At 72.8% G+C, this 12,434-nt stretch carries 13 protein-coding genes; 11 read left to right on the forward strand and 2 right to left on the reverse strand.

Annotated elements, in window-relative coordinates; all coding sequences use genetic code 11:
• The 11 genes from IE264_RS09950 to IE264_RS10000 all read left to right on the forward strand — a co-directional run bounded on the left by IE264_RS09950 (position 1) and on the right by IE264_RS10000 (position 10,840).
• A complete protein-coding gene (locus tag IE264_RS09950; protein WP_015612634.1) occupies positions 1–1,143 on the forward strand; it encodes an MCE family protein in 1,143 nt (380 codons plus the stop codon).
• Positions 1,140–2,330: an MCE family protein gene (locus tag IE264_RS09955; RefSeq protein ID WP_032756939.1), complete on the forward strand. Its 1,191-nt coding sequence runs from the start codon at positions 1,140–1,142 to the stop codon at positions 2,328–2,330. Before IE264_RS09950 ends, IE264_RS09955 begins: the two co-directional genes overlap by 4 nt.
• Complete coding sequence (locus IE264_RS09960; protein ID WP_032756938.1) at positions 2,327–3,616, forward strand: MCE family protein; 1,290 nt, start codon at positions 2,327–2,329, stop codon at positions 3,614–3,616. The genes IE264_RS09955 and IE264_RS09960 overlap by 4 nt, the downstream gene beginning before the upstream one ends.
• On the forward strand, positions 3,613–4,134 hold the full coding sequence (locus IE264_RS09965) for a hypothetical protein (RefSeq protein ID WP_032756937.1): 522 nt from the start codon (positions 3,613–3,615) through the stop codon (positions 4,132–4,134). Before IE264_RS09960 ends, IE264_RS09965 begins: the two co-directional genes overlap by 4 nt.
• Positions 4,131–4,760, forward strand: coding sequence for a hypothetical protein (locus IE264_RS09970; RefSeq protein WP_032756936.1), 630 nt, complete (start codon positions 4,131–4,133; stop codon positions 4,758–4,760). The genes IE264_RS09965 and IE264_RS09970 overlap by 4 nt, the downstream gene beginning before the upstream one ends.
• 20 nt (positions 4,761–4,780) lie before the next feature.
• The gene (locus IE264_RS09975; protein ID WP_015612639.1) at positions 4,781–5,311 is read left to right on the forward strand and encodes an Rv1363c family protein; all 531 of its coding nucleotides are present in this window, start codon (positions 4,781–4,783) and stop codon (positions 5,309–5,311) included.
• Between the two features lie 52 nt (positions 5,312–5,363).
• Complete coding sequence (locus IE264_RS09980) at positions 5,364–6,122, forward strand: hypothetical protein (protein WP_032756935.1); 759 nt, start codon at positions 5,364–5,366, stop codon at positions 6,120–6,122.
• 37 nt (positions 6,123–6,159) lie between these two features.
• Positions 6,160–7,491 (forward strand): lytic transglycosylase domain-containing protein, encoded by a 1,332-nt coding sequence (locus tag IE264_RS09985; RefSeq protein ID WP_032756934.1) that lies wholly within the window; start codon positions 6,160–6,162, stop codon positions 7,489–7,491.
• Between the two features lie 177 nt (positions 7,492–7,668).
• Entirely contained in the window at positions 7,669–9,348 is a 1,680-nt protein-coding gene (locus IE264_RS09990) for a PP2C family protein-serine/threonine phosphatase (RefSeq protein WP_078657450.1), read from the forward strand.
• Complete coding sequence (locus tag IE264_RS09995) at positions 9,345–10,439, forward strand: cobalamin B12-binding domain-containing protein (RefSeq protein WP_032756933.1); 1,095 nt, start codon at positions 9,345–9,347, stop codon at positions 10,437–10,439. The genes IE264_RS09990 and IE264_RS09995 overlap by 4 nt, the downstream gene beginning before the upstream one ends.
• Positions 10,436–10,840 (forward strand): STAS domain-containing protein, encoded by a 405-nt coding sequence (locus IE264_RS10000; protein WP_015612644.1) that lies wholly within the window; start codon positions 10,436–10,438, stop codon positions 10,838–10,840. Before IE264_RS09995 ends, IE264_RS10000 begins: the two co-directional genes overlap by 4 nt.
• A 14-nt stretch (positions 10,841–10,854) precedes the next feature.
• Here IE264_RS10000 and IE264_RS10005 read toward each other — a convergent pair whose 3' ends face one another.
• Positions 10,855–11,289 (reverse strand): ATP-binding protein, encoded by a 435-nt coding sequence (locus tag IE264_RS10005; protein ID WP_032756932.1) that lies wholly within the window; start codon positions 11,287–11,289, stop codon positions 10,855–10,857.
• A 109-nt stretch (positions 11,290–11,398) separates the two neighbouring features.
• Entirely contained in the window at positions 11,399–12,364 is a 966-nt protein-coding gene (gene ppk2 / locus IE264_RS10010; protein ID WP_032756931.1) for a polyphosphate kinase 2, read from the reverse strand.
• Positions 12,365–12,434 lie beyond the last annotated feature (70 nt).

The raw sequence follows: 12,434 nt of genomic DNA on the forward strand, positions 1-12,434 counted from the left end.
ATGAGACGCACACGCATCATCGGCATCGGCGCCGGACTCGCCGTCGTCGCCGTCGCCGCCACCACCGGGGTGAGCGCCCTGGAGGAGGACTCCAGGACCACCGTCACCGCCTACTTCGAACGGGCGACGGGCGTCTACGCCGGGTCCGACCTGCGGGTCCTCGGCGTCCGGGTCGGCACAGTCGCATCCGTCACCCCCAAGGGCGAGGAGGTCGAGGTCGTCCTCCGCCTGGACGAGGGCGTCAAGGTGCCCAAGAACGCGCACGCGGTCGTCGTCGCCCCCAGCCTCGTCGCCGACCGGTACATCCAGCTCGCCCCCGCCTACGACGGCGGACCGCTCCTCACGGACGGCGCCGAACTGCCCGCCGCGCGCAACGCCACCCCCGTCGAGGTCGACCAGCTGTACGCGTCGATCACCGAGATCACCACGGCGCTCGGCCCGAACGGGGCCAACGCCGACGGGGCACTGGCCCGGCTGCTGGAGACCGGGGCGAAGAACATGGACGGCAACGGGAAGGCCATCGGGGACTCCGTCGAACAGTTCGGCAAGGCCGCCAAGACCCTCGACAACAGCAGCGGCGACCTGTTCGACACGCTGGCCTACCTCCAGTCCTTCACCACCATGCTCAAGGAGAACGACAGCGAGGTCCGCACCGCCGAACAGCAGCTCAACTCGGTCACCTCGTTCCTCGCGGACGACAAGAAGAACCTCAGCGCGGCACTCAAGGAGCTCGGCGCCGCGCTCGGCCAGGTCAAGACGTTCATCGCGAAGAACCGGGGCGCGCTGAAGAAGAACGTCGACGCCCTGGTCCCCATCACCCAGGCCCTGGTCGACCAGCGGGCCTCGCTGGCCGAGGCGATGGACACCCTGCCGCTGGCGGCGGGCAACGTCCTGAACGCGTACGACCCGGCCAACCGGACCCTGAACGGCCGGGCCAACCTCAACGAACTCTCCATGGGCGGCCCCCTCGTCGACCCGGACGCGGCCTCCGGCCCGCCGCCCGGCCTCGCACCCGTCGACGCGAACCGCCGGAAGGCCCTGCCCGTCCTGCCGCTGCCGGAGGTCGGGACGGTCTTCGGGACCCCGGAGAGACAGCCCGCGGAGAAGAGTCCGAAGCAGCGGAAGAAGGGGGCGGGAAGATGAGCGGTTCCCTGCGCACCACCGGCGTCCGGGCGGCCACCGGAGCGGTCGCCCTGCTGGCCACCGGCGCCCTGATCGCCCTGGTCGTGGTCCGTCCCGACGGCCCCGCCTTCACCGGCATCGAGCAGATCCCGCTGCCCGGCGGCGCCGACCTCGGCGACCGCCCGTACGAGATCACCGCCGAGTTCGGCGACGTCCTCAGCCTGGCCCCGCAGTCCTCGGTCAAGGTCAACGACGTCTCCGTCGGGCGCGTCACCGGCATCGCCCTCGCCGCGGACGGCTGGAGCGCCCGGGTCACCATGCGGGTCAACGGGGACATCGACCTCCCCGCCAACGCCTACGCCCGCCTCGAACAGTCCAGCCTCCTCGGCGAGAAGTTCATCCAGCTCTCCCCGCCCGCCGAGGGCACCGCCCGCGGCTCCCTGGCGGAGGCCGGCCGCATCCCGCTCACCCGCACGAACCGCAACCCCGAGGTCGAGGAGGTCTTCGGCGCCCTGTCCCTGCTCCTCAACGGGGGCGGGGTCAACCAGCTGAAGACCATCACCACCGAGCTGAACAAGGCGCTCACCGGCCGCGAGCCGCAGATCCGCTCGATGCTGAACCGGGTCGACACCCTCGTCACCAACCTGGACACCAACAAGGGCGACATCACCCGGGCCCTCGACGGCGTCAACCGGCTCGCCGCCACCCTCGCCACCCGTAAGCAGGACGTCGGAACGGTCCTCACCGGGCTCAGCCCCGGACTCAAGGTCCTGGAGAAACAGCGCGGCTCACTGCTCACCATGCTGCGCTCCCTCGACACCCTCTCCACCGTGGCCGTCGACACCATCAACCGGAGCAAAGCCGACATGATCGCCGACCTCAAGGCGCTCGCCCCGACCCTCAAGGCGCTCGCCGACTCCGGCAAGGACCTCCCCGACGCCCTCCAGGCCTCGCTCACCTACCCCTTCACGGACGAGGTGCTGCGCGGGGTGAAGGGCGACTACCTGAACGTCTATCTGGACGTCACGGCCGCACCCGGCACCCGCATCATTCCTGCGCTCACCCCGGACGACCCGAACCAGCCCCCGCCGCCGCACGAGCCCGGCGCCGAGGGCGCGGCGGCGGCCCGCAACGCGCTTCCGCTCCCGCTGCCGGCCGTTTCGGGTACATCGGGGCCCCAGGCGCCGGAGAAGGGCGGCACCCCGTGATCACTCCCGCCATCCGGCTCAAGAACATCGCCTTCCTCGTCGTCGCCGTGCTGGTCCTCGGCTATCTGGGAGTGCGGTACGCCGGTCTCGGCCACTACGTCGGGCTGCGCAGCTACTACACCGTCACGGTCCAACTCCCGCAGACGGGCGGCCTCTACACCCACTCCAACGTCACCTACCGGGGCGTCTCGGTGGGCCGGGTCGGCCCCATCGAGCTGACCGGCGACGGCGTGGAGGCCGAGCTGCGGATCGAGAAGGACACCCCGCCCATCCCGGACAGCCTCCAGGCCGTCGTCGCCAACCTCTCGGCCGTCGGCGAGCAGTACGTCGACCTGCGCCCGACCCGCTCCGACGGCCCCTACCTGGGCAACGGTTCGGTGATCGACGAGGCCGACACCACCCTCCCGGCCCCGCCCACCACCGTCCTCACCAGCGTCAACGACTTCGCGAGCTCGGTCGACCTGGAACATCTGCGCACGGTCGTCGAGGAGTTCGGTACCGCCTTCGAAGGGCGCGGCGACGACCTCCAGGTGCTGCTGGACAGCGGATCCGAGTTCATCGGCGCGGCCGACCGGGCCCTGCCGGTGACCACCCGGCTGATGGCCGACGGTGAGACCGTGCTGCGCACCCAGGCCGAACAGGGTGCGGCGCTCAAGGGGTTCGCCTCCGGGGCCAAGGAACTGGCCGCCGAACTCAAGGGATCCGACGCGGACCTCCGGCGGCTGATCGCGACCACGCCGGACGCCGCCGTACAGATCAGCGGACTGTTGCGCGACCTCGACCCCGGCTTCGGCGTCGTCGTCGCCAACCTGCTCACCACATCGGAGGTCGCCGTCACCCGCCAACGAGGCCTGGAGGAGCTGCTGGTGAAGCTGCCGGCGGTGGTGGCGGCCGGATCGAGCGCGGTCGACGAGGACGGCGCCCGGTTCGGGATGTCCGTCACCTTCTTCGAGCCGCTGCCCTGCACCGCCGGGTACGGCGCCACGACGTATCGCAACGGACTCGATACCTCACCCGCACCCGCCCTCAACTCCGTTGCCCGGTGCGCCTCTTCACCCGGCACCGGCATCAACGTCCGGGGCAGCGCCAACGCCCCGAAGGGCGGCCCGGTCCCCGCACCCGCCAAGCCCGGCTCGATGCTGCTCGGCGACGACGGTGACGGCAGCGGCAGCGGCGACAGCGCGGATGCGAAGGGCCGGCTGCCCGGAGCGCTGGGCACCGCGCCCCGCACCGCACCGCCCGCCCCCGGCATGGCCGGGCTGCTCGGCCTGGGAGGCGGCTCATGACGCTCCGGACCCGGCACCTCGGCGGCTGGGCCGTCCTGCTCGCCGCCGCCCTCGTCTGCTCCCTCGGCACCTGGTCGTACGCGCAGGCCCGCAGCGACCGCACTCTCTCCTACGCCAAGGCACGCGACGCGGCCCTGGCGCAGGGCAAGCGGCACCTCGCCACGCTGAACAGCCTGGACGGCAAGGACGCCACCAGCGTGACCACCGGTCTGCGGGCGTGGCGCGACTCCTCCACCGGACCGCTCCACGACCAGCTGAAGCGGAGCTCGGCCACCGACGCGAGGACGCTCACCACGGCGGGCGACACCGCCCGTGGCAAGGTCACATCGGCGGCGCTCACCGCCCTGGACGACCGGACCGGCACGGCGGAGCTGATCGCCACCGTCGACGTCCGGGTCACCCCGCGCACCGGCACCCCGGGCATCCAGCGCAAGCGCTTCACGGCGACGCTCGCCCGCACCGGGCACGGCTGGAAGGTCAAGGCACTCACGGCGATGAGGGCGGGAGACGGCGGATGAACGAACGAACAGCGCTGGAGAGCAAGCCGGTTGAGGACGAGGACCGCGCAGACGACGCCGAACCGGACAGCCAGGAGAGCCCTGAAGGTCCCGAAGGCACCGACGGCACCGATGAGCACGGTCGCCGCCCGCGGTGGCCCCGCATCCTCGGCGCCCTCCTGACGGTCGCCCTGCTCGCGACCGGCGGGGCCCTCTTCGCCGAGGGGCAGCAGCTGCGCGACACCCCGGCCACCGCCAACCTCGCCCTCACAGACGCCGAGGCGACCACCCGGGTGACGGGCGACGTCAGCAACGCGCTCGGCAGGATCTTCTCGTACGGCCCCGACGCCACCGCCCTCACCAAGGACGCGGCGCGGCAGGTCCTCGCGGGCAAGGCGCTCCAGCAGTACGCGGCACTGTTCGGCCAGGTCGAGAAGCAGGCCGCCGACCAGAAGCTGACGCTCACCACCCACGTCGTACGGGCCGGAGTGACCCGGCTGACCGGCAGCAGCGCCCACCTCCTGGTCTTCCTCGACCAGGTCTACGAGCGCCGGGGCCGGCCCGCCACCACCGCCTCCGCACAGCTCTCCGTCACCGCCGAACTGCGGGACGGACAGTGGCGGATCGTCGAGATCGGCTCCATATGACGGCACGGGAGAGGCAGCGCATGGCACGCGCAGGAACGACGAGGAACCCGCTGGTGATCGCGGCGACTGCGCTCGCGGTCGTCGCCGCCGCGGCGGCGGGCTGGGGCGGCTGGGATCGCTATGACGCCTCCCACGACGACGCGGCCTCCTACGCCCAGGCGCGGGACGACGCCCTGGCGGCGGGGGAGCAGGCGGTGCAGAACATGAACACCCTGGACCACCGCACGCTGGAGAAGGGGCTCGACAGCTGGGAGGAGTCCACCACCGGCGACCTCCACCGCCAACTGGTCGAAGGCCGGGACGCGTTCGCGGAACAGATCGTGGCGGCGAAGACGGTCAGCACCGCGAAGGTCCTCTCCGGCGCGGTGACCGAACTCGACGAACGGGCGGGCCGGGCCGGGGTGATGGTGGCGCTGCGGGTCACCGTCGCCGCGCCCAAGGGCGAACCGGCGGTGAAGGAGAGCCGGATGCTCGGCACCCTCACCCGGACCGCCGAGGGGTGGAAGCTCAGCGCGCTCGGCCAGGCGCCCGTCGGCTCCACGGCCGGCTGAACCCGCGCCCCGGCCCCGCCCTCCCCGCCCCGCACCCGAGAGGACCCCTCGTATGTCGACGACCCGTCACCTCGTCAACCGCCGCCGCAGACTGGCCACTTCCCCGTCACGTGCGACGGCCGCCCCGGTAGCGGGTGAGGAGGTGGCGGAGGAGACCACCGCACCACCGGGCCTGCCGGAACCGGAAGCCGGACACGAAGCCGGACACGAGGCCGAACACGAGCCCGAGCGCGAGCCGGACCTCGTACCCGAGCCCGAGCCCGGAGCGGACGCCGTGACCACGTCCCCGGGGCGGCGCCTGCGCCCCCGGCTCCCCGCCGTCCTCTGCGTCCTCACCGTCCTCCTCGGAGCCTTCGCCGCCTGGGCGTTCGCCTCGGCCGCGAGCCTGCGCGACGAGCCCGCCCGGCAGAACACCGCGCTCACCGACATCGGGGCGACCAGCGAGGTGAAGGGGCGGATCAGCGAGGCGGTCGGCGCCGTGTTCTCGTACGACTACGCCTCGCCCGCCCGCTCCGACCGCGCGGCGAAGACCTATCTGACCGGCAGAGCGGTTCAGCAGCACAAGGACATGCTCGCCGAGGTACGGGCCCAGGCACCGAAGCAGAAGCTCGTCCTCACCACGACCGTGACCGGGAGCGGGGTGGAGTATCTGGACGGCGACCGCGCCCGGCTGCTGATCTTCGCCGACCAGAGCAACACCCGTACCGGCAAGGACGAGGAGACCACCTACGCGGCGGCCATGTTCGCCGTCGACGCCGTCCGCAACGGGGACACCTGGCGGATCGCCGCCATCGACACGTTCACCCGCTGAACCGTCGGGCCCGGACAACAGGGAGAGGGGACCACCTATGAGGTTCAACGGCACGGTACGCCGTCAGCTCACCGGCACGGTCACGGCGGTGGCCGCGATGGCCGCGCTCACCGCGTCCCAGGCGCCCGGCTTCGCGGACGCGGTGGCGGCCGCGCGGTCGGAGCGGGCCGCGTCGGACACGGACGACGTGGTGTGGAGCGAGGTGCCGGGCGACGACTCGTACCACACCGAACTGCCGCCGCTGGAGAGTCCGGAACCGCCGGCGCCGCTGAAGCCGCCACGCGCCGGGGCGGAACCGTCGCCCCCGCTGCTCGACCGTGTCCGCTCCGAGGCGGGCATCCCGGCGACCGTGCTCGCCGCGTACCGCAACGCCGAGCGGTCCTTGCGCCGCAGCGACCCCGGCTGCCGGCTCCCATGGCAACTTCTCGCCGCCATCGGCAAGGTCGAGTCCGGGCAGGCGGCGGGCGGTCGGGTCGACGCGCGGGGGACCACGCTCACCCCGATCCTGGGACCCGCGCTCGACGGCGTGGGCTTCGCGCTGATCCGGGACACCGACAACGGGGTGTACGACGGCGACCGCACGTACGACCGGGCCGTCGGGCCCATGCAGTTCATCCCGTCCACCTGGGTGAACTGGGCCAAGGACGGCAACGGCGACGGCCGCAAGGACCCGGACAACATCTACGACGCGGCCCTCGCCGCCGGGCACTACCTGTGCGCCGGAGGCCGGGATCTGGGCGTCCGGGCCGATCTGGACCGGGCGGTCCTCAGCTACAACCGCTCCGACGCCTACCTCCGTACGGTGCTGTCCTGGCTGGAGTTCTACCGCAAGGGCACCCACCCGGTCGCCGACGGCCAGGGCGTCCTGCCCACCAGCCCCGGACCGGGTGGCCCCGACCGCCCCAAGGCGCCGGTCGGCTCGGGCGCCCCCGCCGCACCGGGCAAGGGAGGTGGCGGCATCGTCATCGGGCCGCAGCCCACGCGCCCGCCGAGCCCCACGCCGACGCCGGGCCCCACGAAACCCGGTACACCGAGCCCGAGCCCCGACCCGACCGGCCCCACGGACCCTGGCCCGACTCCGACTCCGACCCCGACGGATCCCACCCCCGGCCCCAGCCCCGATCCCACCGACCCCGGTCCGACCGACCCGGGCCCCACCGATCCCGGCCCCACCCCGACACCCGACCCGACGGACCCGACGCCCGGCCCGAGCCCCGACCCCGGAACCACCGACCCCGGCTGCCCCGCCGGCGACCCCACCCCGCCCGAGCCCTCGACGGAAGCCGGGATCCGCGCCGCAGAGGCCGGAGGGTCCGCAGAGACCGGAGACGGCGATCCCTGTGCACCGGCCGGCGGAGAGGACGCTTGAGGCGATCATGTGAAGGCCTCGAAAGAGTGACGTGATCATCCTGTGCCACAGAGCACCCGCTCAGGGGACGAGGCCCGGATCGGGTTGATATTTCGGACGCCCTCCGAGATGTTTGCCTGAGGGAAACAGTTCGTCCAGCCGGAAGGTGGTGCGACTCGCCGCAGGCGGGTCACCCACATGGTTTCACCCGAAGGAAAGACCACCACGCCCACAAAGAACACGAGGGTCACGAAGGAGCGGTTCGCTCCGGCCTCCTGGGGCAGGCCACCGCACGCGGTGATCGTCGTCGACCCGGCCGGTACCGCCGCGCGGGTCGACGGGGAGACGAGCCTGCTCCCGGGCGTCGAACAGGGCATGCCGCTGCCGGACGGCCTCGCCTGGCTGGCCCGGGCGACGGCGGAGGCTGCGGCCGACGCCGTGCACCGGGGCGACCCGGAGCCTCCCGCCGTCGCAGGCGAGTTCCGGGGCCGCCGCTTCGAGGCCCATCCGACCCGGTGCGCGGACGGCTCCGTCGTGTGGTGGCTGGTCGACCACACCGCCCGGTACGCCGCCGAGGAGGCGCTGACCGCCGAACGGGAACGCACCACGTTCCTCGCCGAGGCCTCCAACGTCCTGCTGTCCTCGCTGAACGCGGAGCGGTGCATGGCCGCCACCGCCCGGCTGGCCTCCGGATTCCTCGCCGACGCGGCCGTCGTCGTGGCTCCCGCCGAGGGGCGCCAACTGCCCGTGACCCGTGCTGTGCGGGGCGGAGAGGCCGCGCAGGCCCTGATCGCGGCCGACCCCTCCACCGTGCCGGGCCTGGCCGAGGCGCTGAAGGGCTTCCCGCCCGTCCCGTCGCGGTGGATCGACCCCACGTCCCTGCCCGACTGGCTCGTCCCCGACGGTTTCGGCACCACGGTCGGCTCGGTCGTCGTCACCCCGCTGCCCGGTCACGGCGTGCCCGCCGGAGCGCTGATCCTGCTCCGTACGGACACCCGGCGCGGGTTCAGCGAGAACGAGGAGACGTTCGCCCGGCTGTTCGCGGCCCGCTCCGGAGCCGCCCTGTCGGCGGCCCGGCTCTACGCCGAGCAGCACAGCATCACCCGGACCCTGATGCGCGATCTCCTGCCGCCCCGTCTCCACCGGGTGCACGGAGTGGAGTTCGCGGGCAGCTACCGCTCCTCCGACGCCCGCGACCGGGTCGGCGGCGACTTCTACGACGTCCACCCCGGCCGCACGGCCTCCGAGCCGTCCCTGGTGGTGCTCGGGGACGTCTGCGGCAAGGGCCTGGACGCCGCCGTCCTCACCGGGAAGATCCGCAACACGCTCCAGGCCCTGATGCCGATGGCCGGTGACCACGAGCGGGTGCTGCAACTCCTCAACGGCGCCCTGCTGAACTCGGACAACACCCGGTTCGCGACGCTGGTCCTGGCCTCCGTCCGGCGCGCGGAGAACCAGGTGCACCTCCGGCTCACCTCGGCCGGCCATCCGGCGCCCCTCGTGGTGCGCAACGACGGCCGGGTGGAGGAGATCCCCACCCACGGCAGCCTCGTCGGGGCGCTGGAGCAGATCACCGCCCACACCGTCGGGACCACCCTGCTGCCCGGCGAGACGTGCCTGCTCTACACCGACGGGATCACCGAGGCGCGGGGCGGCCCGCTCGGCGGCGAACTCTTCGGCGATGAGCGGCTGAAGCGGGCCCTGGCCGAGTGCGGCGGCATGCCCGGTGAGGCGCTGGTGGAGCATGTCCGGATGCTCGCCTCGCAGTGGCTCCGGGACGGCGGCCACGACGATCTTGCGGTCGTCGCCATCACCGCGCCGCAGACCACCCATCTCAGTGCGGTGGACGGGCACACACGGGGCAGGTACACCTCATGACCACCACCACCGTCGACGCCACCGGTCTCGACACGCTGCGCGGTGACCTGTGGGCCGCGGTGACCGGCCGGGACGAGTTCCGGGCCGCGGACGTCGTGCTGCGCGCCCTGGACGCCGGGACCCCCGCCGAGACGGTCCTGCTCGACGTGATCGCCCCGGTCCAGTCGCGGGTCGGCCGCGCCTGGCAGGCCGACCGGCTGACCGTCGCCCAGGAGCACGCCGCGACCGCGATCGCCGAACGGGTCGTCGCCGCCCTCGCCCACCACTCCGCACACCGCCCCGAGCCCTACGGCGGCCGTATCACCGTCGCCTGTGTGGACCAGGAATGGCACGTGCTGCCCGCCCGCCTCCTCGCCGAAGTCCTCACCCTGCGCGGGTGGAAGGTCGACTTCCTCGGGGCCCAGGTGCCGACGCCGCACCTGGTGGCGCATCTGCACAGCACCGGTGCGGACGCGGTGGCCCTCTCGTCGTCCATCGCCACGCGGCTGCCCACCGCGCACACCGCGATCACCGCGTGCCAGGCCGTGGGCGTGCCCGTCCTGGCGGGCGGCGCGGCCTTCGGGGTGGACGGCCGCTACGCCCGCCTGCTGGGCGCCGACGCCTGGGCCCCCGACGCGCGCGCCGCGGCCCGGCGGCTGGCCGACGGCATCCCGGCCCCCGACCTGGCGGCGGGCCGCCGGGAGACCGACGGACTGGCGCACCTCGCCGACCAGGAATACACCCTCGTCGTACGGTCCAGGGCCCGGCTCGTCGGGGCGGTGCTGGCGTACCTGGAGAAGAACTTTCCGGCGATGGCGGAGTACTCCGCCCCGCAGCGCGAGCGCACGGCCGAGGACATCGCCCACATCGTGGAGTTCCTCGGCGTCGCCCTCTACACCGACAGCGACGACCTCTTCACCGACTTCGTCCGCTGGACCGCCGCCGTCCTGACGGCCCGCAAGGTCCCGGCCCGCTCACTGCGCCCCGCACTGGACGCCCTGGGCGTCGAGCTCAAGGACTTCCCGCGGGCCACCCGCATGCTCGGCCGTGCGTGCGGGCACCTGGACGAAGCAGTGCCCACCACCGATCAGCACCCCGGAGCTTCCGCATGACCGCCCTGCCGAGTCCGTTCTTCACCGTCACCGCCGAGGAGGGCCGGGGCTGGGTCCGGCTGCGGCTCACCGGCGACCTGGACTACGACACCAGCCACGAGCTCGTGGCGCGGGCGGCGGAACGGCTGGCCGACCGGCCGGACCTGCGCGACCTGTACCTGGACTGCGCGCAGCTGCGACTGTGCGACTCCATGGGCGTCTCCGCCCTGCTGCAGGTCCACCGGGACACGACGGCCCGGAGCGTGTGCCTGCACGTCGAGGACGCGCCGCCCTTCCTCGACCGGATCATGCGGATCACCGGAATCCAGCACCTCTTCGCCCGCCAGGAGGAGCAGCGGCCCGCCCGGGGCGCCGGCGAAGAGGCGGCGTCCGCCGAGCAGCGCCCGTCACCCGCTCCCTGAGCCCGGAGCCGACTTCAGTACAGGGACACCACGGCGACGATGCGCTTGCCGCTCCCATGAGACGTCACGGACAGCCGTGCGGTGAGCCGGTGGACCAGTGGCCAGCCGTAACCGCCCTCGCCGACCGACCCGGGGGCCGGCTCGTGCAGGACGGGATGCCGGGGGTCCGCGTCGTCGACGACGAGGCGGAGCCCGCCGTCGGTGACCCGGGCCGAGAAGCCGGTGAGGCCCCCGCCGTGCCGCAGTGCGTTGGTCACGATCTCCGAGGTCACCAGGAGGGCGTCCGCCACGACCACATTCGAGAGGATCTCGTCCGACAACTCGCTGAACTCCGCCGCCAGCAGCCGTGTCACGGCATCGCGTGCCTCGCCCGCGCTCCGCGGCACCGGCGCGGCCGCGCCGCCGGCCGGTGAGTTCTCCGCGTGACGTTCGGGAGGGGTGCTGTGCACGCCCGTACTTCCTTCCGTGCCGTCGGTGCTTTCTGTTCCCGTCGAAACCACCGCATTCCCGCTGTTGCCGGGTCCACACATGAAGCGGCTCGGGCGGGCCCGGGAGCGCTCAACTCCGCTCGGGGTGGTCGCCCGGACCGTGGGCCCGGGTGGCCAGCGGGGTGGGGGAGAGGTCCGCGGGTTCCTCGCCCGGCTCCAGCAGGGTGTCGGCGGGACCGACGATCAGCGGGTCCGGGGCGCCGACCGCCTTCTCGTCCTTGCTGTCGTAGCCGAACCGCCCCAGCAGGCTGCGCATCGCCTCCAGGCGGCCGCGCTTCTTGTCGTTGTTCTTCACCACGGTCCACGGGGCGTGTTCGGTGTCCGTGGACCGGAACATGTCGACCTTCGCCGCGGTGTAGTCGTCCCAGAGGTCGAGCGAGGCCAGGTCGGTCGGTGACAGCTTCCACTGGCGCACCGGGTCGACCTGCCGGATCGCGAACCGGGTCCGCTGTTCGTTGCGGGAGACCGAGAACCAGAACTTCACCAGCAGGACGCCGTCGTCCACCAGCATCTGTTCGAACTGCGGCGTCTGCTTCAGGAAGTGCGCGTGCTCCTCGGGCGTGCAGAAGCCCATCACCCGCTCCACCCCGGCCCGGTTGTACCAGGACCGGTCGAAGAAGACGATCTCGCCGGCGGTGGGCAGATGGCCCACGTACCGCTGGAAGTACCACTGCCCGGCTTCCCGCTCGGTCGGCTTCTCCAGGGCGACCACGCGCGCCCCGCGGGGGTTGAGGCGCTCCGTGAACCGCTGGATGGTCCCGCCCTTGCCCGCCGCGTCCCGGCCCTCGCAGAGGACGACCAGCCGCTGCCCACTCTCCCGGACCCAGCGCTGCATCTTCAGCAGCTCGATCTGGAGGATGCGTTTCTCCTGCTCGTACTCCCTGCGCCGCATCCGCCGCTCGTACGGATAGTTCTCCCGCCAGGTCTCCAGCGGGCGGCCCCGTTCGTCGAGCAGCACCGGCTGCTCGGGCCGCCGTCCGTCGACGGTCAGCCCCTTCAGCAACTCCGCCGGATCGTCCTGCGGACCGTCACTCATCGGTATGTCCCCCTTCTCCTCGCCATGTTCCCGCCCGCAGCCTGGTGCCCCCGTCGCCGCCTCCCATGTG

The sequence above is a fragment of the Streptomyces microflavus genome, assembly GCF_014650075.1.
GTDB lineage: Bacteria > Actinomycetota > Actinomycetes > Streptomycetales > Streptomycetaceae > Streptomyces > Streptomyces microflavus.